Source organism: Streptomyces sp. P1-3 (assembly GCF_050613155.1).
In the GTDB taxonomy this organism is placed as follows: domain Bacteria; phylum Actinomycetota; class Actinomycetes; order Streptomycetales; family Streptomycetaceae; genus Streptomyces.
This window is the reverse complement of sequence record NZ_CP192512.1, coordinates 4,517,008-4,538,889: the sequence shown is the minus strand read 5'-3', so window position 1 is coordinate 4,538,889 and position 21,882 is coordinate 4,517,008. Positions and strand designations below refer to the sequence as shown.

Genomic DNA, 21,882 nt, shown 5'->3' with positions numbered 1-21,882 from the left:
CCCCCGGCGGCCCTCGGCCACCGGGGGGCCTCGCCCCTTCACGAGCAGGCCCTCGGGCCGGGTCGGGAACGGCCGAAGGGCCGTGCCCCGGAACAGTTCCGGGGCACGGCCCTTCGCAGCGGTACGGCTGTCAGACGCTGTCGGACAGACGCCGTCAGCTGTCAGACAGACACCGTCAGATGAGGCCGAGGCCGCGCACGGCGTCGCGCTCCTCCGCCAGCTCCTTCACCGACGCGTCGATGCGGGTCCGGGAGAAGTCGTTGATCTCCAGGCCCTGGACGATCTCGTACTTGCCGTCCTTGCAGGTGACCGGGAAGGAGGAGATGAGGCCCTGCGGAACGCCGTAGGAGCCGTCCGACGGGATGCCCATCGAGGTCCAGTCGCCCTCGGCGGTGCCGTTCACCCAGGTGTGGACGTGGTCGATGGCGGCGTTGGCGGCGGAGGCGGCCGAGGACGCGCCACGCGCCTCGATGATCGCGGCACCGCGCTTGGCGACGGTCGGGATGAAGGTGTCGGCCAGCCACTGCTGGTCGTTGACGACCTCGGCGGCGTTCTTGCCCGCGACCTCCGCGTGGAAGATGTCCGGGTACTGCGTCGCGGAGTGGTTGCCCCAGATCGTCAGCTTCTTGATCTCGGAGACCGGGGCACCGGTCTTCTGCGCGAGCTGCGAGATGGCGCGGTTGTGGTCCAGGCGGGTCATCGCGGTGAAGCGCTCGGCCGGTACGTCCGGCGCGGCGGCCTGCGCGATGAGCGCGTTGGTGTTGGCCGGGTTGCCCACCACCAGGACCTTGATGTCGTCGGCGGCGTGGTCGTTGATGGCCTTGCCCTGCGGCTTGAAGATGCCGCCGTTGGCCTCCAGCAGGTCACCGCGCTCCATGCCCTTGGTACGCGGGCGGGCGCCGACCAGCAGCGCCACGTTGGCGCCCTCGAACGCCGCGTTCGGGTCGTCGGAGATGTCGATGCCGCGCAGCAGCGGGAACGCGCAGTCGTCCAGCTCCATCGCGGTGCCCTCGGCGGCCTTGAGACCCTGTGGGATCTCCAGCAGGCGCAGCTTGACCGGCACGTCCGCGCCGAGAAGGTGACCGGAGGCGATGCGGAAGAGCAGCGCGTAGCCGATCTGGCCGGCGGCGCCGGTGACGGTGACATTAACGGGAGTGCGGGTCATGGCGGTCTCCTGCGCTGTGTTTTCTGATCGATCTCTTGGTGTCGAGATACCGGGCGTCAGGCTATCCGACCCTGGCGTACCGGGGCCCCGCCGCCCCTCTGTGTCCCTGCTCACCGCGCCGCGTCGTACGGGGTGCCCCCTCAGCGGCGTTTCACGCACACGGCGGCCGTCTGCTCACAAGGAGGGGGAGCGCAGACGGCCGCCTGGCGGCGCCCGTGGGGGGTCGGGCTGCGCCTGCCCCGAATCGGCCCGCGCATGCCCCCCGTTCGGGGGGCAGATTCGGCCAGAACTTGACGCGGTTTGACGCGGTTCTCAATCGGGCGGCGCCGGTGCGCGCGACATCTCCAGCGGTGGTTCCGGGGGTGACTCCGCGGGCGGTTCCAGCGGCTCTCCCGGCGACGGCGCCCCCTCAGGCGCCGAATCCCCGGTCGCCACCTCGCCGCCGGGAGCCCACTCGCCCGCGTCCTCCCACTCCCCTTCCGCGCCTTCCCCTCCGGCTTCGAGGGCCGGCTGGAAATCGTGCTCCCCGGACCCCAGGAGCACGGCGTCGCCTCCGGCGATCGCGGCGGTGAGCGTCACCCGATCCGGCGAGGCGGTCGCCAGCATCATCGTGCGGACGACGCCGTCCGACGCGGGCAGCGTCCGCGCGCTCCCGTGCTCCGACTCGATGAACAGGGACATGGCCTCGGCCTCGTCCTCGGCCTCCATCTCGCCCCACACGGTGTGGCACCGCGCGCTGTACCAGAGGCGCAACCGCACCACCTCGCGCACCTCCGCCTGTGCCAGGCGCTTGCCGTCGTCGTGACAGCCGTACTCGGCGGGGTCGCGGTTGGAACACTCCTCCGCCCGGCAGCTCTTGGCCTCCTTCTCCGTACGGGCCCGGTCCCCGAAGGCGACGGCCGCACCGCCCACGGCGGCGAGGACGCCGGCGCCGGCCAGCAGGGCGGCCATCAGCCGCCCCCATCGCCGCGCGGGCACAAGCACAGGCACAGGCACAGGCTCAGAAGCCTCGCCGAGGGGGTCGCGCGGGGCCTCGGCGGATGCCTCGGCAGGTGCCTCGGCAGTGGCGCCCGGTGGTTGCGGCGCCGCCTCGTCCCGCGCCCGCTCCCCTTCGCCCGTGCACGGCTCGTCCCGGAGCCAGGCCGCGTCCGCCAGCTCCCACAGCACTGTGAGCCGCCGCGGGTCCGCGCCCGCCACCGTGCCCAGCGCGAGCACCGCCTGCCGGGGCGGCATCTTCTGCCCGTTGAGGTACCGCTGCCATGACGACTTGCTGTACGCGGTCTTGTCCGCGAGCGCCACCAGGCTGAGCCCGGTGCGGTCCTTGAGCCGCCGCAGCTGTTCGACCAGATGCCGCACTTCCGACGGCAGTTCCCCGGACAGCGCTGTCCATCGCGCCACTGATCCCACCCCCGTGTGGACGCGTGCTTCTCCAGGCGCTAGACGGACCACGGTATCGCGGAGGGTTCCGCTCCGGTCAGCCGATGTCCCACTCCCGTCCCCGAACTGGCGCTGCTGCCATGGGCGTTCCCGCAGGCCAGGGGGTGGGACGTCCCACGATGTCCCACGCTGCCCGCCGCCGGTGGCCAGCCGGGCGGCGCGGCCCGCAGTCTCGGCAGGGCAAGCCGGGCGGCGCACCGCTCGCCCCGCCCGGTCCACGACTCAGGGGGAAGGAACCCATCGATGAAGACCCGTAAGAGCCTCGCGCTCGCGACAGCCACGCTGGCGCTCGGATCCGGGCTCGCTCTGGCAGCCCCGACCGCGCAGGCCGACGAAGCGCCTGCCCGTACCACCGCGGCCACCGCGCCCCAGGGCGATGCCGAGGCCCGTGCGACCTGGCACCGGCTCTGGGGACCCCACGGGATCACCCAGGCGGAACTGATCAACGGCCGCGGGAAGTGGACCTCGAACCAGTACAAGACGCCCACCTCCACGACCCGCGCGGTCCTGCGGTGCTGGAACACGCGGGAGAAGATGCGGGTGCGCATCTGGGACTCCGCGGACCAGCGGTGGGTCGGCAGCAGCGGCTGGCAGTACTGCAACCCCAACCGCTCGATGATCGCCGAGGCGCGGGTGAACGTGAACCACAAGCTGCGGGTCCGCGTCGAGGGTGACCAGGGCGCGCGGGTGACCACGTACTACCGCGGCTGAGCACGCACGACGGCGGCCCGCCCCTCCACCAGGAAGGGCGGGCCGCCGTCCGTATTCAAGGCATGTCGCTCAACGCACGGCCGCTCACCGCACCGTGAAGTGGACCACGTCCTCCAGGAACGGGACCTCCAGCCACGGATCCGGCTGGGCCATCATCGACAGCATCACGATCGCGAACCCCAGCCCGCCGTAGGTCAGCAGGTCGGTGAAGCGCGACCGCACCGCCAGCATCCCGACCTCGGGCAGCATCCAGCGCAGCACGGCGCCCAGCAGCAGCGACAGCCCGATGACGATCGTTCCGGGCCGGAACGCGTCGAGGGCGACGATCAGCAGTCCGAGGCCCACCCCGGCCATCACCGTGAGCAGCGGCCACTGCCGTACCGGGGCGGGGGCGTCGCCCGGCGCGGCCCGGCCGCCGCCCTCGGGCCGTGCCGTGTCCCGGGTGATCAGCGGGAAGCGGCGCGACTTGCGCGGTTCGGCAGCCACCAGGCCCTCCGTCGACGTACCCGGCTCAGCCGACATCGCCGATCCCGGCGGCCCGCTCGGCGGCTTCCACCACGTTGACGAGCAGCTGGGCGCGGGTCATCGGGCCGACACCGCCGGGGTTCGGCGAGAGCCAGCCAGCGACCTCGGCGACGCCCGGATGCACATCACCGACGATCTTGCCGTTGGCGTCGCGGGAGACACCGACGTCGAGGACGGCCGCGCCCGGCTTGACGTCCTCGGGCTTGACCAGGTGCGGCACGCCCGCCGCGGCGACGACGATGTCGGCCCGCCTGAGGTGCGCGGCCAGGTCGCGGGTGCCCGTGTGGCACTGGGTCACGGTCGCGTTCTCGGAGCGCCGGGTGAGCAGCAGCGGCATCGGGCGGCCGATGGTGACACCGCGGCCGACCACCACGACCTCGGCGCCCGCGATCTCCACGCCGTGCTCCCGCAGCAGCGTGACGATGCCGTACGGGGTGCAGGGCAGCGGGGCCGGCTCGCCCAGGACCAGGCGGCCGAGGTTCATCGGGTGCAGGCCGTCCGCGTCCTTGGCGGGGTCCATCAGCTCCAGGACGCGGTTCTCGTCGATGCCCTTGGGCAGCGGCAGCTGGACGATGTAGCCGGTGCACTCCGGGTTCTCGTTCAGCTCCCGGACGACCGCCTCGATCTCCTCCTGGGTGGCGGTGGCGGGCAGCTCGCGCTGGATCGAGGCGATACCGACCTGGGCGCAGTCTCGGTGCTTCCCGGCCACGTACTTCTGGCTGCCGATGTCGTCGCCCACCAGCAGCGTCCCCAGGCCGGGCGTGACGCCCTTCGCCTTCAGGGCCTCGACACGGGTGGCGAGGTCGGCTTTGATCGCGGCCGCGGTGGCCTTGCCGTCAAGAATCTGGGCGGTCATACGTCCATCCTCCCGGATGCCGGGGTGTCGGTGTCCATCAGGTCCGGTCGCCGCGCGGGCACGGCGGGGCGGGGCTCAGTGGAAGAAGTGGCGCGTGCCCGTGAAGTACATGGTCACGCCCGCCGCCTTCGCGGCCTCCACCACCTGCTCGTCACGGACGGATCCGCCCGGCTGCACCACGGCCTTGACGCCCGCGGCCGTCAGCACCTCCAGCCCGTCGGGGAAGGGGAAGAAGGCGTCGGAGGCGGCGTACGAGCCGTGCGCCCGCTCCTCGCCCGCGCGCTGCACGGCCAGCCGGGCCGAGTCGACGCGGTTGACCTGGCCCATGCCCACGCCGACGGTCGCGCCGTCCTTCGCGAGCAGGATCGCGTTGGACTTCACCGCGCGGCAGGCGCGCCAGGCGAAGGCCAGCTCGGCCAGCTCGTCGGCGTCCAGCGCCGCACCGGTGGCGAGGGTCCAGTTGGCCGGGTCGTCGCCGTCCGCCTGGAGCCGGTCCCTGGTCTGGAGCAGCACACCGCCGTCGATGGGGCGGATCTCCTGCTCCTGCGCGGGGGCGTCGGCGACCCGCAGCACGCGGATGTTCTTCTTGCGGGAGAGCACCTCGACCGCGCCGGCCTCGTAGTACGGCGCCACGATGACCTCGGTGAAGATCTCGGCGACCTGCTCGGCCAGCTCCACCGTCACCGGCCGGTTGACGGCGATGACGCCGCCGAAGGCGGACAGCGGGTCGCAGGCGTGGGCCTTGCGGTGGGCCTCGCCGACGTCCGCGCCGACCGCGATGCCGCACGGGTTGGCGTGCTTGATGATCGCGACGCAGGGCGCGTCGTGGTCGTACGCCGCCCGGCGCGCCGCCTCGGTGTCGACGTAGTTGTTGTACGACATCTCCTTGCCGTGCAGCTGCTCGGCGCCGGCGAGGCCGCACGGGGCGCCCTCGGCGGTGAAGAGCGCGGCGGGCTGGTGCGGGTTCTCGCCGTACCGCAGCACGTTCTTGCGCCGGAACGTCGCGCCCAGGAACTCGGGGAAGCCCGCGGTGTCGTCCTCGTCGGCCGCGTAGCCCTGGGCGAACCAGTTCGCCACGGCCACGTCGTAGGCGGCGGTGTGCTGGAACGCCTCGGCCGCGAGCCGCTTGCGCGACCGCAGGTCGAAGCCGCCGTCGGCGACCGCCTTGAGGACGTCCCCGTACCGCTCGGGGTTGACGACGACCGCCACGGACGGGTGGTTCTTGGCGGCGGCGCGGACCATCGACGGACCGCCGATGTCGATCTGCTCGACGCACTCGTCGGGGCTCGCGCCGGAGGCGACGGTCTCCCGGAACGGGTAGAGGTTGACGATCACCAGCTCGAACGGCTCGACGCCCAGCTCGGCCAGCTGCGCACGGTGCGCGTCCAGCCGCTGGTCGGCGAGGATGCCCGCGTGGACGCGCGGGTGCAGGGTCTTGACCCGGCCGTCCAGGCACTCCGGGAAGCCGGTCAGCTCCTCGACCTTGGTGACCGGGACTCCGGCGGCGGCGATCCTCGCCGCGGTCGAGCCGGTCGAGACGAGCTGGACACCCGCCGCGTGCAGCCCGCGGGCCAGCTCCTCCAGGCCCGTCTTGTCGTAGACGCTGACCAGGGCGCGGCGGATCGGGCGCTGGGTGGCGGTGGACTCGGCGGTGGACTCGGCGGGGGTGGCGGTCACGGGGGTCACGGGATTCTTACCTTTCGTCCCTCAATGCGGTAGCCGTTACGGGCCAGACGCCCTACGACATCGACGAGCAGCGAACGCTCGACTTCCTTGATCCGCTCGTGCAGCGCGGATTCGTCGTCCTCGTCCCGGACCTCGACCACGCCCTGGGCGATGATCGGGCCGGTGTCGACGCCGTCGTCGACGAAGTGGACGGTGCAGCCGGTCACCTTCGCGCCGTACGCGAGCGCGTCACGCACGCCGTGGGCGCCGGGGAAGCTGGGCAGCAGCGCGGGATGGGTGTTGATGAACCGGCCGCCGAAACGGGCGAGGAACTCCTGGCCCACGATCTTCATGAACCCGGCCGAGACGACGAGGTCCGGGGCGTACGCGGCGGTCGCCTCCGCGAGCGCGCGGTCCCACGCGGCGCGGTCGGCGTGATCCTTGACCCGGCACACGAACGTGGGGATCCCGGCGCGCTCGGCGCGTTCCAGTCCTGCGATCCCGTCGCGGTCCGCGCCGACCGCGACGATCCGCGCGCCGTAGCCGGCGGCACCGTGGTCGGCGATGGCGTCCAGGAGCGCCTGCAGGTTCGTACCCGAGCCGGAGACGAGGACGACGAGGCGGGCCGGAGCCGGGGAGGCCGGAGGAGCGGAGGGGGGCGGGGAGGCCACAGCGGGGCTCTTTCTCGCTGGCGATGCGGTTTGTGTGGTCATACAAGCCGACGCTGTGTCCAATTCCGGGGAACTCTACGAAGCCGCCGACCGTCAGCAACGATACCGGCACTTCACACGGCCCCCACGGGACGGGGGCGGACGCGAGAGGTAGCGTCTGGGCAGGCAGTCCCACCGACGCCCGGTGCGGACCGCCCGACACGTCAGACGTCGTGCCGACGCCGACGGACATCGGCGTCGCGCCAGTGCCGTGCGCGGGGTCACGTCGGCGCCGTGTGCGATGGACGGGTGCAGACGACGACACAAGGGGAAGACACACTCCACATGCCGGACCGACGCCGCCGCGCGGCTCACTCCCCCACACCGACCCCCGACCTCGCGGGGGGTGCGGCGATGAGGCGCGCCCGCACGCCGCACGCAGCGCTGCTGCGGGAGCGGCAGTCGCCGTCCTCCTCCGCCCCGCGGGGCGGCCAGGACGAGCACAACCCGTTCGCCCCGCCCCCCGAGGGCGCCCCGGACCAGCCCTGGCAGCCGCGCCACCCGGCAGGCGGCGACGGCGCGGCCCCGGGAGCCGACGGAAACGGACACGGGGACGGGCAAGGGAACGGGCAGGGGAACGGGAACGGCCCGACGGGCGAGGGCTCCGGCGGCCAGGACCCGCAGCAGCCGCAGCAGCCGCCGACCTGGGGCAGCCAGTGGAGCAGCCGCCAGCCCGGACGGCAGAGCGGCGGCTTCGGCAACGGTGGCTGGGGCGGCGCGGGCGGCTCCGGCGGCCCGGGCGGCTCCGGCGGCCCCGGCGGCCCCGGCGGTGGCAACCGCCCCTCCGGCCCGAACGGCCGGCGCGGCTCCGGAGGACTGCGCTGGGACCCGACGGACCCGGCCCAGCGGCGAGCCCGCTACGCCGTGCTGGCCGGCATGTGGGCGTTCTTCTTCGCGCTGTTCAGCCTGCCGGAGATCGCCCTGCTGCTGGGCTCGCTGGCGACGTACTGGGGCGTCAGCGCCCTGCGCGCCAAGCCGCGGCGCCCCGCACAGCCCGGCCCCGCGGCCCTGGACGCCCCGCCCCCGGCCCCCGACGCGGCCCGCGCCGCGCTCCCGGCCCCCCGCACCGGCTCGAAGCCGCAGGCGACGGCGGCGATCTGCGGCCTGGTGACGGGCGGCATCGCCCTCGCGATCGTGGCGGCGACGTTCAGCTCCCAGCTGATCTACAGCGACTACTACTCGTGCGTGGACGACGCGCTGACACAGAAGTCGCGCCAGGCGTGCGAGGACATCCTGCCGGAGCACCTCCGCCCGCTGCTGAGCACGGACGACTGACCCGGCCGCCGTCCGGCGTCACGGGAACCGGTCCTCCTCGGTGAACGGTTCCACGAAGACCGGGGCCCTGGTCAGCTCCGGTGGGACCGGTTCGCGCGCGTCGTCGGGGGGCGTCCACGTGCGGTCGACGGGCGGCGGGCCCTGCTGGGACCGCCGGGGTTCCGTGGGCCGCCAGTGGACCTGGTCCCGCCGGTACAGCCGCCTCCGGCGCCCGGCAGACGACGGACCGCCACCGGCGGAACCGCCACCGGCAGGGCCGGCAGCGGCGGGACGGCCCCCGGCAGGGCTCGCGGCCGCGAGGTCGGCGGCCCGGGGATCGGCCCGTTCCAGGGCGGCGGGCGCCGGAGCCGACCTCGGCCTCGCCCCCGGCGCCACGGAGTCCGCCGAGCGCGCCGTGCCGCCCGCTCCCACAGAACCCGCCGCGCCCTGGGAACCCGCGGAACGGCCCGCGGGACCGGCGGCGGCCGCCGTGTCCGCCTCCCCCGCGCCTCCTTCCGTACGCCGCCCCGTACCCCGCTCCGTACGCGGCCTGAGCGTGATCAGCCGCGCGCAGCTGTCCCACACGCGCCCCCGCCCGCGCCCCTGTCCCGATGCGCGCCGCTCCCGGGCGCGCGCCGACGCGGCGCGCACCCTCAGCCACCAACGCACCAGCAGCGCGCCCGGGATCCCGATCAGCGCCGTCCAGCCCGCCGCCACCGGGCCCACCGCCCACCAACTCGGGCCGAAGTCGGCCAGCCGCCCGGTGCCCACGGGGCCGCTCGCGAGGCCGGCGAGGAAGGCCGTCGCGGCACCGCAGCCCGCCGCGGCCAGAACCGCCGTCAGCGCCGTACGCCGCAGACTCCACGCCTGCACCGCGCCACCGCCTTGGCCGCCGGCCCGGTGGGCACTCTTCGGATAGCCGCTGCCGCGGTGGCTGTCCCGGGCGACGAAGACCGCCACCGACACCCCTGCCGCGACCGGCACCAGCCCCGCCAGCAGGCCGTGCAGCGTCCCGTCCGCGGCGCTGGCACCGGGCAGCGCGGCGAGCAGCGGGAAGTTCGGCGGGGCCGGATGTTCCGTGACGGCGAGCGGGGCGAACGCGCTGCCCGCGCCGACGGTGAACCCCGGCCCCAGTCCGTACGCCGTAGCCCAGACCACGGCGTTCGGCAGCAGCGTCACGCTGAGCAGCAGCACCGCGAAGCGGCCCGACCAGTCGTGGGTGAGCTGCGCGAACGCCCCGCTCATCGGACCCACATGGCACACCATCGACAGCGCGGTCAGCAGCGCGCCGCCCGCGACCGCCGCGAGCGTCGCGCCCGCCGCCGCGCGTGCGGCGGCGAGCAGGCAGGTGCGCGGCAGCCAGTCGGGGGGCCGCAGCGAGGCGGCGACCTGATCGCCGCCGGGTACGCGGACCAGCGCACCGCGTACGGCGGTGGGCAGCAGGCCGTACGGGCGGCCGCACCCGACCCACGCGCCCACCGCCGCGACGGCGAAGGTGACCACGGGCAGCCGCAGCAGCGCGCCGAACGGCTCGACGTGCACCGGGCCCTCCGCCCCGTAGACCACCGCCGCCAGCCCGACCACCAGGTATCCGGCGGACACCCAGAGGATCGCGCGGCGCGGCACGAGCGGCGGGGTCGACAGGGCGAGTTCGGAGGTCGGCGAGAGGGTGGTCCGGGGCACGGTCACCGGCTCGGGCGGTTCGAGGGCGTGCCGGGCGGCCCGGTAGAGCAGCCAGCAGGGCAGGGCGCTGAGCAGCAGCGGGGTCAGGCCGATGGGCGCGGGGTCACCGGACAGCGTCTCCGTACGCACGAGTTCGGCGCCGTGGGCGAGCAGCCAGAGGTCGGCGGCGAGGTGCAGCGCGCCACTGAAGCCGCTGTCGGGGTACGGCGAGGCGATCCACAGCAGGAGCACGGCGACGGCGAGCATGCCGAGGCCGAGCCCCGCGGCCACGGCCCCGCAGAAGAAGGCCTGGCCGACAGCGCTCGGATCACGGGCCGCCACGGCGAGGCCGGGCGAGGACAGCGACGGGCTGTGGTCGGTCGTCCGGGTCACGTGGTCATGCTGCCAAGAACATCCGTTTCATCCCCGCAGCGGGCGAATGATCGCCGTGTCGCTGAATATGTAGCCATGCATATTTTTGTACGAGTTTGCAGGTCGGCCGGGGGACGTGGGATACGAGCAGGGGGGCGGTGGATATGACGTCCGGTTTCCCGTCCCCCTCGCAGGCCGAGCCGTCACCGGATGACGAGGACACGCTCCCCCTGCCGGTGATCGGCGAACCCTCCGAACCGGAGCCCGGGCCGCGGCCCGGAGCCACCCGGCCCGCCGAACCGGAGCCCCGCACCACCCGCTCGGCCGAAACGGAGCCCGGTACCACCCGGCCGGTCGGGCCCGCCGCGGCGTTCGACGCGCTCTACGCCCGCCACATCGCCTCGCTGACCCACCAGACGTACCTGCTCACGGGCTCCGCGACCGCCGCCCGGCGCTCGGTCGAGGCCGCCTTCCGGCGGGCGTGGCAGCACTGGCCGGAGGTCGCCGTGGACGGCGACCCGGCGGGCTGGATACGGGCCGCCGCGTACGAGTACGCGCTGTCCCCGTGGCCGTGGCCGCGGCCCCGGTCCCGGTCCCCGAAGCGGCCTTCGATCGGAGGCCGCACCCGGATCCGCGACCGCACCGACGCGCGTACCGGCACGCGGGACGACCGGTCCCGGCTCGGCCCGGACCCGGAAACTCCCCGGCGCGCCGCGGCCGGGTCCCGGCGCGCCGCGCGGACACGGCCGCCGCTGCTCGACGCGCTCCTGTGCCTGCCCCGCTCCTACCGCCGCGCGCTGCTCCTCTACGACGGCGTCTGCCTCGGCCTCCCCGAGACCGCCGCCGAGTCGGAGGCGACCACGCGCGCCACCGCGAACCGGATCACGCACGCGCACGAAGCGCTCGCCGAGCGGCTGCCGGAGCTGCGGGAGGCGGCGCCCGCCGACCGGAGTCTGATCGTGCGTGAGCGGCTGGCCGAGCTGGCGGGCACCCAGCCGATACGTACGCGGGAGGCACGGGCCGTACGGCTGGCGGGGGAGCGCGCCGCGCGCCGCTGGACACGGGCGGCGCTCACACTCACGGCCGCGCTCGTGGTGGGGACGGGGCTGGCGACGGTGATCACGCCCGGCGGCGGCACCCCGGCGTCGGAGCCGGCACGCCCCTCGCCGACGGTGCCGGCCGGGCCGCCCGACGCCCCGCGCGCGGAGCGGGACTCCCCTCCCCGCCCGGCGCCCTGACCGCCGAGCGCCTGGGTGAGGACGGCCAACGACGGCCCGCGCAAGAGCCCCGCACGCCAAAGGGGCGTGGCCCGCACCTTCCGGTGCGGGCCACGCCCCTAACCCGTATGACGGCGAATCAGCCCGCGAGCGCCGCCCGCGCCAGACGCGCGGTCTCGGACGGCGTCTTGCCGACCTTCACGCCCGCGGCCTCCAGGGCCTCCTGCTTCGCCTGGGCGGTGCCGGAGGAGCCGGAGACGATGGCGCCGGCGTGGCCCATGGTCTTGCCCTCGGGCGCGGTGAAGCCCGCGACGTAGCCGACGACCGGCTTGGTGACGTTGGCCTTGATGAAGTCCGCGGCCCGCTCCTCGGCGTCGCCGCCGATCTCGCCGATCATCACGATCAGGTCGGTGTCGGGGTCGGCCTCGAAGGCGGCCAGGGCGTCGATGTGGGTGGTGCCGATGATCGGGTCGCCACCGATGCCGACGCACGACGAGAAGCCGATGTCACGCAGCTCGTACATCATCTGGTAGGTCAGCGTGCCGGACTTGGACACGAGACCGATGCGGCCGGGCTTGGTGATGTCGGCCGGGATGATGCCCGCGTTCGACTGGCCCGGCGTGATCAGACCCGGGCAGTTCGGGCCGATGATGCGGGTCTTGTTGCCCTTGGCCTGGGCGTGCGCCCAGAAGGCGGCGGTGTCGTGGACGGCGATGCCCTCGGTGATCACGACGGCCAGCGGGATCTCGGCGTCGATCGCCTCGATGACCGCGTCCTTGGTGAACTTCTCCGGGACGAAGATGACCGTGACGTCCGCGCCGGTCTTCTCGATGGCCTCGGCCACGGTGCCGAACACCGGGACCTCGTTGCCGTCGAAGTCGACGGAGGTGCCGGCCTTGCGCGGGTTCACACCGCCGACGATGTTGGTGCCAGAGGCGAGCATCCGGCGGGTGTGCTTCTGACCCTCGGAGCCGGTCATGCCCTGGACGATGACCTTGGATTCCTTGGTGAGGAAGATAGCCATGGTGTTGGTGTCCTCGTCCTTCTTACTTCGCAGCCAGCTCGGCGGCGCGCTCGGCGGCGCCGTCCATGGTGTCCACCTGCTGCACCAGCGGGTGGTTCGCGTCGGTCAGGATCTTGCGGCCCAGCTCGGCGTTGTTGCCGTCGAGGCGCACGACCAGCGGCTTGCTGACGTCCTCGCCCTTGGACTTGAGCAGCTCCAGGGCCTGCACGATGCCGTTGGCGACCGCGTCGCAGGCGGTGATGCCACCGAAGACGTTGACGAAGACGGACTTCACGTCCGGGTCGCCGAGGATGATCTCGAGGCCGTTGGCCATCACCTCGGCGGAGGCGCCGCCGCCGATGTCGAGGAAGTTGGCGGGCTTCACGTTGCCGTGGGCCTCACCGGCGTACGCGACGACGTCGAGGGTGCTCATGACGAGACCCGCGCCGTTGCCGATGATGCCGACCTCGCCGTCGAGCTTGACGTAGTTCAGGCCCTTGGCCTTGGCCGCGGCCTCCAGCGGGTTGGCGGACGCCTTGTCCTCCAGGGCCTCGTGCTCCGGCTGGCGGAACTCGGCGTTGGCGTCCAGGGAGACCTTGCCGTCGAGGGCGAGGACGTCACCGGAGGCGACCTTGGCCAGCGGGTTCACCTCGACGAGGAGCGCGTCCTCCGCGATGAAGGTCTTCCACAGGGTCACCAGGACCTCGGCGACCTTCTCGGCGACCTCGGCCGGGAACTTCGCCTGGGCGACGATCTCGCGGGCCTTCTCGATCGAGACGCCCTCGATGGCGTCGACCGGGACCTTCGCGAGCTTCTCGGGCGTCGTCGCCGCGACTTCCTCGATGTCCATGCCGCCCGCGACCGAGGCCATGGCCAGGAAGGTGCGGTTGGTGCGGTCGAGGAGGTACGAGACGTAGTACTCCTCGAGGATCTCCGGAGCGGTCTCGGCGATCATCACCTTGTGGACCGTGTGGCCCTTGATGTCCATGCCGAGGATGTCCGTCGCGCGGGCGACGGCCTCGTCGGGGGTGCCGGCGAGCTTCACGCCGCCGGCCTTGCCTCGGCCACCGACCTTCACCTGGGCCTTGACGACCGACTTGCCGCCCAGGCGCTCAGTCGCCGCGCGCGCCGCCTCAGGCGTGTCGATGACTTCACCGGCCAGCACCGGTACACCGTGCTTGGCGAAGAGGTCCCTCGCCTGGTACTCGAACAGGTCCACGCGCGTCCGTCCCTTTTCCCTGAATTCGCGGTTCGTTGTCTGCGCGGGCGTGCCGCGGTGGCAGCGTGAGGACGCGATCTTTTACGAGGGCGGCACACGTGCGCCGGATACGCGGCATGTCCGTCTGGCAGGTTATCCCCGCCGGAGGTGGGTCCCTAAATCACAGGTCACACTCGCGCGGTGATTACGGTCACAGAGCCCACCGGGGCCGGCGGCACCCGGAACTGAGGTCGCGGGCATGCGAAGGCCGGGCAGCCTTGTCCCCAAACAAGGCTGCCCGGCCGGTGACCCCGGCGCCGTTCGGCCGTACCGCCGTACGACCGAATGGCGGAGGGGACGCTGTGGGCTCTCGTGCCCTACGGCCCCGGGGGTGTCTCCCCGAGAGGCGTCAGATGCCCAGGCCGTCGGTGGCGGGCAGGGCCGGGACGGTCGTCGGCAGCTCGGCCGGAACGTCGGCCGGGACAGCCGGAACGTCCGCCGGGACGGTCGGCAGCGCGGTCGGGAGCTCGGCCGGAACGGTGGGCAGCTCGGCCGGGGCGGCGGGGACCGTGGGCAGGTCCGCCGGAACGGCCGGGACGGTGGGCAGGTCCGCCGGAACAGCCGGCGCCTCGGCCGGGACAGCCGGGACAGCCGGGACGCTCGGAACGCCCGGAACGGTGCCGGGCAGGCCCGGCAGCACCGGAAGCGCGGGGATGTTGGCGGCGTCGGTCAGGTCGGCGGGCAGGGCCGGGACGCCCGGGGTGCCCGGCACGGCCCGCTGAACACCGGCGACGGCGTCGGCGGCGGTCGTCTGCGCGTCGGCGACGACGACGGTGACCAGGTCCTGGGCGAACGGGGCGGCGTCGGCGGCCACGCCGTTCGCCAGGGTCTGCGCGTCAGCGGCCACATCGGTGGCCAGGGTCTGGGCCTTGCCCGTCACGGCGGTGGCGAAGACCTGCACGCCGCCGACGGTGCGCTGGGCGAACGGCACGGTACGCCCGGCGGCGTGGTCGGCCAGCTCGCCGGCGTTGCCGACCGCCCGCTGGGCCACCGGCGTCACCTGGACGACGACGCGGTGCGCGACGGGCGGCAGCACGTCGGTGGCGGCCTGGTCGACGGTCGGCCGGGCCTCGGCGATGACCTGCTGGGCGGCGCCGGTCAGCTGCTCGGGACGGATGCCGGCGCCGGACAGGGCGGACAGCAGGTTGTCGGCGGAGCCGGGGGTGGCGGGCAGCTCGGCCGGGAGCTGCGGGACGGCGGGCGCGGCCGGGACCGACGGGACGGCGGGGGCGCCGGGCAGGGAGCCGAGCACCGGGATGTTCGGAACGACGCCGGGCACCTCGCCGGTGGGCAGGTCGAGGTCGGCGCCCTTGGCCGCCTTCTTGGCGGTCTTCTCGGTCTGCTTGGCGGTCTTCTGGGCCGTCTTCACGGCCTTCTTCACGTCGGCGTTCTTCGCCTGGCCCGTGACCCCGTCGAGCGCGGGGACACCGCCCAGGCCGTCGATCGCGCCGGTGGCGCCGGAGACGTCCGGCAGGCCGCCGCCCACGGTGCCGTCCACCGTGTCGGTCGCCTGGGTCTTGGCACCGTCCACGGCACCCTTCACGGTGTCGGTCGCGCCGGTCGCGTCGGAGAGGTCGGGGGCGGGCAGTGCGCCCTTGGCCGTGTCGGTGGCACCGGTCACCGTGCTGGTGACGCTGTCGCTGGAGGGTACGCCCGGCAGCTCGTCAGCGCTCGCGGCGGCGGTGCCGAGGGCCCAGATACCGGTGGCGGTGGCGGCGACCAGGATGGAGCGACGCAGGTTCTTGCGCATGATGAGGGAAGTCCTTCGAATTCAGGAGGATTGGCGAATGGGCAGACCTGTCCACCCCCGCGCGGCAGGTCTCAGCAGACGGGGGAAGGTCTGCCCTAGCCAGGGAATTCGAGGACTTCGTTGAACCGCTCACGCGTCGCGCCGGAGCTGCCGGCGCCGACAGTGCCACGCGCCAGCCCGAACCGCGTCGCGTCGTACGGCGGCAGGGCGGCGTGCTGGTCCCCGCCTCGGGGACCGCTGTTGTCGCCGTTGACGTGGGACGCCGTCCCGCAGGGAGCCTGCGGAAGACGGCCCTGCGTCGGGGCACCGCCGCCGGGAAGGCCACTGTCGGCGGCGCGGACGACGGTGGAGTGGTGGCGCGCGGACTCGTGGGACGCGCTGTCCGGCACGTCAACGGGCGCCCAAGTGGCGTCCCATGCAAGGGAGTCGGCGGCCTCGGCGGCCGGGTCGCGGTCGTCGCCGGACGCGCCGTCACGCGGCTGCGTACGGGCGCCGTCCGGGCGCTGATCGCCGTCGGCGGGCGCGCCGGTGTGTGCGCCGGTGTCCGCGCCGAGCCTGTCGAGGGCATCGGCGGGCAGCCGCACGGGCAGCTCGTCGGCGGTGTCCCGCACGACGTCGGCGACCGGCTTCCCGGCCTTCCGCGCCTGCTCCTCGACCGGCCGTGCCGCGGTCCGCAGGGGGCTTCCGGCGGCCTTCACGGACGTGGCCGACGCCTGTACGCCGTCCTCGGTCCGCTCCCGCAGGGTGTCGGAGGTGCCGGAGTCGAACAGCCGGGCCTCGCCCGGCCGCTGCTCGTCCGCGCCACCGAGTCCGCCCTGCTGGGCGGCGTGCGCGCTGCCGCCGAAGACGGCCGCGAGCACCAGGAAGCCCCCGAGGAAGAGCATCCCCAGCAGCGCCCGCCGCAGCGCCACCGTGCGCGACGAGCGCACGGCGGCGAATGCGGCGGAAGCGACAGACAAGAGGGGGCCTTCCCTAAGGAACGGACAACAGCACACAGACCAGGTGAGGTCAGAGACGATCGGTCGGACGGACAGCGACACGTCCCGGCCGGTGGCTTGATCCTTGCATGACCTACGGGGGGCGGCGCAACCCCCCGGTTACCGATGCTCCGCCTTGTCCGGTATCGGCAATTGGCGCCTCTCGATGGCCGCCGCCATCACGTCGGGGAACAGGTCGGGCGTACAGGCGAAGGCGGGCGCGCCGAGCGCGGCGAGCGCCGCCGCGTGCTCGCGGTCGTACGACGGCGCGCCCTCGTCGGAGAGCGCCAGCAGCGTCACGAACTGCACGCCGGACGCCTTCATCGCCGCGACCCGGCCCAGCATCTCGTTCCGTATCCCGCCCTCGTACAGGTCACTGATGAGGACGACGACGGTGTCGGCGGGCCGGGTGATGCGCGACTGGCAGTACGCCAGCGCCCGGTTGATGTCCGTGCCGCCGCCGAGCTGGGTGCCGAACAGGACGTCCACCGGGTCCTCGATCTGGTCGGTCAGGTCCACGACGGCGGTGTCGAAGACGACCAGGCGGGTGGCGAGGGAGCGCATCGAGGCGAGGACGGCGCCGAACACGGACGCGTAGACGACGGAGGCGGCCATCGAGCCGGACTGGTCGATGCAGAGGATCACTTCCTTGCGCACGCCGCGTGCCGCCCGCCCGTAGCCGACGAGCCGCTCGGGGACGACGGTGCGGTGCTCGGGCAGGTAGTTCTTGAGGTTGGCCCGGATGGTGCGGTCCCAGTCGATGTCGCGGTGGCGCGGGCGGCTGATGCGCGCGGACCGGTCGAGGGCGCCGGTGAGCGTGGCCCGGGTCCTGGTGGCCAGCCGCTTCTCCAGATCCGCCACGACCTTGCGGACGACGGCCCGCGCGGTCTCCTTGGTGGTCTCCGGCATCGCCTTGTTGAGCGACAGCAGCGTGCCGACGAGATGGACGTCCGCCTCGACGGCCTCCAGCATCTCGGGCTCCAGCAGCAGCGCGGACAGGCCGAGCCGGTCGATCGCGTCGCGCTGCATGACCTGGACGACGGAGGTCGGGAAGTAGCTGCGGATGTCGCCCAGCCAGCGCGCCACCCGAGGCGCGCTGGCACCGAGCCCGGCCGAGCGCGGGCCGCCCTCCGCGCCCTGGCCGCCGCGCCCGGTGCCGTCCTTGGCGCCCCCGCCGTACAGCGCCTCCAGGGTGCGGTCCATGGCGGCGTCGCGGCCGCTCAGCGCGTACCCGGTGCCGTCGGCTCCGGTGCCTCCGGCCGCGCCGCCTTCGCCGCCCAGCACCAGCCGCCAGCGGCGCAGCCGCTCGGCGGTCGCGGCGTCGTTCATGTCGGACGTCAAGTCAGTCATCAGGCCGCCCCTGTGATCGTGTGCCGGTGGTCATCGGCGAGGCCGAGCAGCAGGTGGAGCGTGGGGAGCACGGCCGCCGCGCGGTCCTGGTCCAGGCCCGGGCCGAACCCGGGGGCGGGCGGCTCGGCCACGGGCCGCCCGCCGCCCGGGGAGGCGGCCGAGCTCGCGCCCCGGCGGACCAGTTCGCCCAGCGTGCGGCGGACGCCCGCTTCGTACGCGGAGAACGTGCGGCGCAGCAGCGGCAGCACGTCCGTGAACGCGCCGGCGGGCACGCTCGTGAGCCAGTCGTCGAGGAGGGCCAGCAGCCGTTCGTCGTGGACCAGGAGCATGCCGCCACCCGCTCCCCCGCCGGCGAACCCCTCGATCCAGGCGGCGGCTTCGGGCGGCTCGGTGCCCGGGGAGAGCGCGAGCCGCATCAGCCGGGCCGCCTCGCCCTCGGCCAGCCGGCCGTCGTCCAGCAGCAGCCGCGTGGCCCGGCCGCGCAGCAGTCCGGGGACACTGTCGCGGTCGGCGAGCAGGCGGAGGGCGCCGGTCCAGCGCGCTCTCAGCCCGTCGTCGGCCAGCAGCCCGATGGCCTGGTGCACGGCCTCCATATGGGCGCGCATCTCCGCCGCGCCGTCCGCGTCCAGCCCGGCGCAGGCCGGGGGCAGGCCGACGATGACCCGCTCGGCGAGCCCGGTGGCCACCTCGGCGAGCGCCGCCGTACCGGTGCCGCGCACATCGCCGTACCGCACGGAGCGGACCAGGGCGGGCAGCGCCTGCGCGAGGTGCCCGACGTCCGCGTCGAGTGCGGCCCGGTCGGCGAGCGCCCGCATCACGACGGGCAGGGCGTCGGCGAGGTCGGCGAGGAGGCAGCGCTCCGCCAGCTCGGTGATCTCGGCGAGCGCCGCCGCGCCCGTGGCCAGGCTCTCCGCCTTGGCGGTGGCGGCGGACGCCACAGTGGTGCCCCAGACGCCCGCCTCGGCGACCCGTACCGACAACTCCGGCTCCCAGCACAGCCGCCAGGTCTCCCGGAAAGTGCCGGTGGTGGCGCGCGCCGAGCGGGCGGGGCTGCCCCAGTCGACGCCGAGGAGCCGCAGCCGGTGCAGCAGCCGGCTGCGCGCGGCGTCGTTGTCCTTGCGCAGGTCCAGCTCCAGCTCGCGCTCCGACGCCTCGGGCTTGAGGCGCAGCGCACGCTGGGTGCGGGTGAGGTCGCGCTGGAGCGGAACCGCGGGGGCGGAATCCGGCACCTCGCCGAGGACGTCCCCGACCACGAGCCGGTCCCGTACGAGCGCGAGCGGCACATCGGAGCCGTCGCACATCACCGCGCGCGCCGCGTCGAGGGTCTCGGTGAGCCCGGCGAGCGGACGGCCGCGCATGACGGCGAGGGTCTCGGCGAGCCGTACGGCCTCGATGACATGGGCGGAGGAGACGCCGAAGTCCTCGGCGCGGAGGAGGGCGGCGACGTCGGTCAGCCAGCGCTCGATGGGCCGGTCGGGGGCGCGGAAGAGGTGGCCGTACCAGCCGGGTGAGGTGATTCCGGCGCCGTATCCGCTGGCGCGGGAGAGCCGGCGGTGGGTCCACGGCACCCAGCTCAGCTCGGCCTTGACCTTGGGCAGGCCCTTGAGGAGCCCGCGGTCGGCGGTCACGGTGGCCTTCTCGGACAGCGCGGGTACGTGCCAGGCCCCGCAGACGACGGCGATCCCGTCCCCGAACTCCCGCCGCGCCTCCCGCACCCGCAACCTCATGTGCGCCTCGCGGACGGCGTCGTGGGGCTGTCCGCCGTGCCCGTACTCGGCACGCAGGGCGGCCATGGCCTCCGCCAGCGCCTCGAACGGCGCAAGCGCGGAACGGACCGCGGCAGGCACCCTCGACACGCCGCCGTCCGCTGCGGCGGCCGCTTCAGGCGGCGCGTCACCCGCCGTGGTCAACGGGGTGGGTGACTCCCCGTCCGCCGAGCCTCCGGGCAGACGTCCGACCGCCCGGAGCGGCTCCGGGACGGCGGGGCCCGGGCCGGGGGCCCGGTGCTCGACGACGTCCTCCCACCAGCGCTCCGGGTCGTCGTAGCCGGCGGCCTGCGCGAGGACGGCGAGCGGATCGACGCGCGGGTCCGCCGCGGCAGCGTCCGCCGAGGCATCCGGGGGCGGTGCTGCGGCCGCCCCCGGGCCCGGTGTGCGCGTCCGCGGGCCCAGCGCGCCCGTTTCCGCGCCGTCGGCCGACGGCTCCGGCCGTCCGGCGCCCTCGTCGCCGCGGCCGCCCCCGCCGCGCTTGGCGCCGTCACCGCGAGCGCCCCCGCCGCGTTCGGCACCCTCGCCGCTCCCGGCGCCCTCGCCCCGTTCGGCCTGCTCGGCGCCTTCGGCGTCCGTCCGCTCCGCCAGCGCCAGCGACACCGCCGCCGGGAGGTCGATGAACCGCACCGGAACCCCGTGGGCCAGCGCCCACCGGATCGCCACCCACTCCGGCGAGAACTCGGCCAACGGCCAGAACGCGGCGCGTCCCGGGTCGTCGGCGGCGTGGGCCAGCAGCGCGACCGGCGGGCGCATGCCGTCCTCGGCGGCGAGCCCGATCAGCGGGTCCGCCTCCGGGGGCCCCTCGATGAGCACCGCACAGGGCCGGCAGGCGTCCAGCGCCGCGCGGACGGCCCGCGCGGATCCGGGGCCGTGGTGCCGTACGCCCAGCAGCACCGGGCCCGCGCCGGGTCCGCGGGCCTCGCCGTGTGACGCCGTCGTCACGCGCTCACCTCGCGGCATGCCCGGTAGAAGTCCTGCCACCCTTCCCGTTCGCGGACGACCGCCTCCAGATACTCCTGCCAGATGACGCGGTCGGCGGCCGGGTCGCGGACCACCGCGCCCAGGATGCCCGCGGCCACGTCCCCGGCGCGCAGCACGCCGTCACCGAAGTGCGCGGCCAGCGCCAGCCCGCCGGTGACCACGGAGATCGCCTCCGCCGTGGACAGCGTGCCGGAGGGCGACTTGAGCTTCGTGCGCCCGTCCGCCGTGACCCCGTCCCGCAGCTCCCGGAAGACCGTGACCACCCTGCGGAGCTCGTCCACGCCCTCGGGCAGCCGGGGCAGGTCCAGGGAGCGGCCGAGCTGCTCGACACGCCGGGCGACGATGTCGACCTCGGCCTCGGCGGTCGCGGGCAGCGGCAGCACCACCGTGTTGAACCGGCGGCGCAGCGCGCTGGAGAGCTCGTTGACGCCGCGGTCGCGGTCGTTGGCCGTGGCGATCAGGTTGAACCCCCGGACGGCCTGGACCTCCTCCCCCAGCTCCGGGATCGGCAGGGTCTTCTCGGACAGCACGGTGATCAGGGAGTCCTGCACATCGGCGGGGATACGGGTCAGTTCCTCGACCCGCGCGGTCATGCCCTCCGCCATCGCCCGCATCACCGGGCTGGGTACGAGCGCGTCGCGGCTGGGGCCGTGGGCGAGCAGCTGGGCGTAGTTCCAGCCGTAGCGGATGGCTTCCTCGGGGGTGCCCGCGGTGCCCTGGACCAGCAGCGTCGAATCGCCGCTGACCGCCGCCGCCAGGTGCTCGGACACCCAGGTCTTGGCCGTGCCCGGCACCCCCAGCAAGAGCAGCGCCCGGTCGGTGGCCAGGGTCGTCACAGCGACCTCGATGATGCGGCGTGGGCCCACGTACTTGGGCGTGATCACGGTGCCGTCGGGCAGGGTGCCGCCGAGCAGATACGTGGCGACGGCCCAGGGCGAGAGCCGCCAGCGGGCCGGGCGCGGGCGGTCGTCGGCCGCGGCGAGCGCCGCGAGTTCGTCGGCGAAGGCGTCCTCCGCGTGCGGCCGCAGGGCTGCGTTCGTCTCGTTCATCGCGTTCGTCGTGTTCGTCGTGTTCGTCGTGGGTCCGGGCGCAGTCGTGGTCACAGTTCCCCCAACTCGTCACTCAGTCCGTCTCCGGATGCGTTTCCCACCCTGCACCAGCCCACTGACAATCCGTCCTGGCCCAACGAACGTGCAGGTCAGGGCGATTGTCAGTGGGTG

The 21,882-nt window shown here is 74.2% G+C and carries 17 protein-coding genes; 3 read left to right on the top strand and 14 right to left on the bottom strand.

Annotated elements, in window-relative coordinates; translation table 11 throughout:
- Window positions 1-175 precede the first annotated feature (175 nt).
- Complete coding sequence (locus ACQUSR_RS19640; protein ID WP_431043887.1) at window positions 176-1,165, bottom strand: malate dehydrogenase; 990 nt, start codon at window positions 1,163-1,165, stop codon at window positions 176-178.
- A 312-nt stretch (window positions 1,166-1,477) separates the two neighbouring features.
- Entirely contained in the window at window positions 1,478-2,563 is a 1,086-nt protein-coding gene (locus ACQUSR_RS19635) for a helix-turn-helix domain-containing protein (protein WP_431043886.1), read from the bottom strand.
- Window positions 2,564-2,845: 282 nt separating this feature from the next.
- Here ACQUSR_RS19635 and ACQUSR_RS19630 point away from each other — a divergent pair, with 282 nt between their 5' ends.
- Window positions 2,846-3,313 carry a hypothetical protein gene (locus ACQUSR_RS19630; RefSeq protein ID WP_431043885.1) on the top strand — a complete coding sequence of 156 codons (468 nt, stop codon included), beginning with the start codon at window positions 2,846-2,848 and terminating at the stop codon, window positions 3,311-3,313.
- An 84-nt stretch (window positions 3,314-3,397) separates the two neighbouring features.
- On the opposite strand, the gene ACQUSR_RS19625 is transcribed toward ACQUSR_RS19630, so the two are convergent.
- The 4 genes from ACQUSR_RS19625 to purN all read right to left on the bottom strand — a co-directional run bounded on the left by ACQUSR_RS19625 (window position 3,398) and on the right by purN (window position 7,072).
- Window positions 3,398-3,835 carry a DUF3017 domain-containing protein gene (locus ACQUSR_RS19625; RefSeq protein ID WP_431043884.1) on the bottom strand — a complete coding sequence of 146 codons (438 nt, stop codon included), beginning with the start codon at window positions 3,833-3,835 and terminating at the stop codon, window positions 3,398-3,400.
- Complete coding sequence (locus ACQUSR_RS19620; protein ID WP_431043883.1) at window positions 3,825-4,694, bottom strand: bifunctional methylenetetrahydrofolate dehydrogenase/methenyltetrahydrofolate cyclohydrolase; 870 nt, start codon at window positions 4,692-4,694, stop codon at window positions 3,825-3,827. The genes ACQUSR_RS19625 and ACQUSR_RS19620 overlap by 11 nt, the downstream gene beginning before the upstream one ends.
- A gap of 75 nt (window positions 4,695-4,769) precedes the next feature.
- Window positions 4,770-6,371 carry a bifunctional phosphoribosylaminoimidazolecarboxamide formyltransferase/IMP cyclohydrolase gene (gene purH / locus ACQUSR_RS19615; protein ID WP_431047701.1) on the bottom strand — a complete coding sequence of 534 codons (1,602 nt, stop codon included), beginning with the start codon at window positions 6,369-6,371 and terminating at the stop codon, window positions 4,770-4,772.
- 5 nt (window positions 6,372-6,376) lie between these two features.
- On the bottom strand, window positions 6,377-7,072 hold the full coding sequence (purN, locus tag ACQUSR_RS19610) for a phosphoribosylglycinamide formyltransferase (RefSeq protein WP_431043882.1): 696 nt from the start codon (window positions 7,070-7,072) through the stop codon (window positions 6,377-6,379).
- A 351-nt stretch (window positions 7,073-7,423) separates the two neighbouring features.
- Here purN and ACQUSR_RS19605 point away from each other — a divergent pair, with 351 nt between their 5' ends.
- Window positions 7,424-8,344 (top strand): hypothetical protein, encoded by a 921-nt coding sequence (locus ACQUSR_RS19605; protein WP_431043881.1) that lies wholly within the window; start codon window positions 7,424-7,426, stop codon window positions 8,342-8,344.
- An 18-nt stretch (window positions 8,345-8,362) separates the two neighbouring features.
- Here the strand turns inward: ACQUSR_RS19605 and ACQUSR_RS19600 are convergent, their stop codons facing one another.
- Complete coding sequence (locus ACQUSR_RS19600) at window positions 8,363-10,378, bottom strand: cell division protein PerM (protein WP_431043880.1); 2,016 nt, start codon at window positions 10,376-10,378, stop codon at window positions 8,363-8,365.
- A 143-nt stretch (window positions 10,379-10,521) separates the two neighbouring features.
- On the opposite strand from ACQUSR_RS19600, the gene ACQUSR_RS19595 reads away from it, so the two are divergent.
- Complete coding sequence (locus ACQUSR_RS19595) at window positions 10,522-11,595, top strand: RNA polymerase sigma factor (RefSeq protein ID WP_431043879.1); 1,074 nt, start codon at window positions 10,522-10,524, stop codon at window positions 11,593-11,595.
- A gap of 118 nt (window positions 11,596-11,713) precedes the next feature.
- Here the strand turns inward: ACQUSR_RS19595 and sucD are convergent, their stop codons facing one another.
- The 7 genes from sucD to ACQUSR_RS19560 form a co-directional block, all read right to left on the bottom strand.
- Window positions 11,714-12,598 (bottom strand): succinate--CoA ligase subunit alpha, encoded by an 885-nt coding sequence (gene sucD / locus ACQUSR_RS19590; RefSeq protein WP_431043878.1) that lies wholly within the window; start codon window positions 12,596-12,598, stop codon window positions 11,714-11,716.
- Window positions 12,599-12,620: 22 nt separating this feature from the next.
- The gene (gene sucC, locus ACQUSR_RS19585) at window positions 12,621-13,796 is read right to left on the bottom strand and encodes an ADP-forming succinate--CoA ligase subunit beta (RefSeq protein ID WP_431043877.1); all 1,176 of its coding nucleotides are present in this window, start codon (window positions 13,794-13,796) and stop codon (window positions 12,621-12,623) included.
- Window positions 13,797-14,184: 388 nt separating this feature from the next.
- Window positions 14,185-15,585, bottom strand: a complete 1,401-nt coding sequence (locus ACQUSR_RS19580; RefSeq protein ID WP_431043876.1) for a hypothetical protein — start codon at window positions 15,583-15,585, stop codon at window positions 14,185-14,187.
- A 95-nt stretch (window positions 15,586-15,680) separates the two neighbouring features.
- The gene (locus ACQUSR_RS19575; protein ID WP_431043875.1) at window positions 15,681-16,544 is read right to left on the bottom strand and encodes a hypothetical protein; all 864 of its coding nucleotides are present in this window, start codon (window positions 16,542-16,544) and stop codon (window positions 15,681-15,683) included.
- Window positions 16,545-16,682: 138 nt separating this feature from the next.
- Window positions 16,683-17,912: a VWA domain-containing protein gene (locus ACQUSR_RS19570; protein ID WP_431043874.1), complete on the bottom strand. Its 1,230-nt coding sequence runs from the start codon at window positions 17,910-17,912 to the stop codon at window positions 16,683-16,685.
- Window positions 17,912-20,641: a DUF5682 family protein gene (locus ACQUSR_RS19565; RefSeq protein ID WP_431043873.1), complete on the bottom strand. Its 2,730-nt coding sequence runs from the start codon at window positions 20,639-20,641 to the stop codon at window positions 17,912-17,914. The genes ACQUSR_RS19570 and ACQUSR_RS19565 overlap by 1 nt, the downstream gene beginning before the upstream one ends.
- Window positions 20,620-21,711 (bottom strand): ATP-binding protein, encoded by a 1,092-nt coding sequence (locus tag ACQUSR_RS19560; RefSeq protein WP_431043872.1) that lies wholly within the window; start codon window positions 21,709-21,711, stop codon window positions 20,620-20,622. Before ACQUSR_RS19560 ends, ACQUSR_RS19565 begins: the two co-directional genes overlap by 22 nt.
- Between the last annotated feature and the right edge of the window lie 171 nt (window positions 21,712-21,882).

Coding starts and splice junctions, on each gene's coding strand:
- ACQUSR_RS19640 (WP_431043887.1), bottom strand. CDS start 1,165: ATGACCCGCACTCCCGTTAATGTCACCGTCACCGGCGCCGCCGGCCAG.
- ACQUSR_RS19630 (WP_431043885.1), top strand. CDS start 2,846: ATGAAGACCCGTAAGAGCCTCGCGCTCGCGACAGCCACGCTGGCGCTC.
- ACQUSR_RS19625 (WP_431043884.1), bottom strand. CDS start 3,835: ATGTCGGCTGAGCCGGGTACGTCGACGGAGGGCCTGGTGGCTGCCGAA.
- ACQUSR_RS19620 (WP_431043883.1), bottom strand. CDS start 4,694: ATGACCGCCCAGATTCTTGACGGCAAGGCCACCGCGGCCGCGATCAAA.
- purN (WP_431043882.1), bottom strand. CDS start 7,072: ATGACCACACAAACCGCATCGCCAGCGAGAAAGAGCCCCGCTGTGGCC.
- ACQUSR_RS19605 (WP_431043881.1), top strand. CDS start 7,424: ATGAGGCGCGCCCGCACGCCGCACGCAGCGCTGCTGCGGGAGCGGCAG.
- ACQUSR_RS19595 (WP_431043879.1), top strand. CDS start 10,522: ATGACGTCCGGTTTCCCGTCCCCCTCGCAGGCCGAGCCGTCACCGGAT.
- sucD (WP_431043878.1), bottom strand. CDS start 12,598: ATGGCTATCTTCCTCACCAAGGAATCCAAGGTCATCGTCCAGGGCATG.
- ACQUSR_RS19580 (WP_431043876.1), bottom strand. CDS start 15,585: ATGCGCAAGAACCTGCGTCGCTCCATCCTGGTCGCCGCCACCGCCACC.
- ACQUSR_RS19570 (WP_431043874.1), bottom strand. CDS start 17,912: ATGACTGACTTGACGTCCGACATGAACGACGCCGCGACCGCCGAGCGG.
- ACQUSR_RS19565 (WP_431043873.1), bottom strand. CDS start 20,641: ATGCCGCGAGGTGAGCGCGTGACGACGGCGTCACACGGCGAGGCCCGC.
- ACQUSR_RS19560 (WP_431043872.1), bottom strand. CDS start 21,711: ATGAACGAGACGAACGCAGCCCTGCGGCCGCACGCGGAGGACGCCTTC.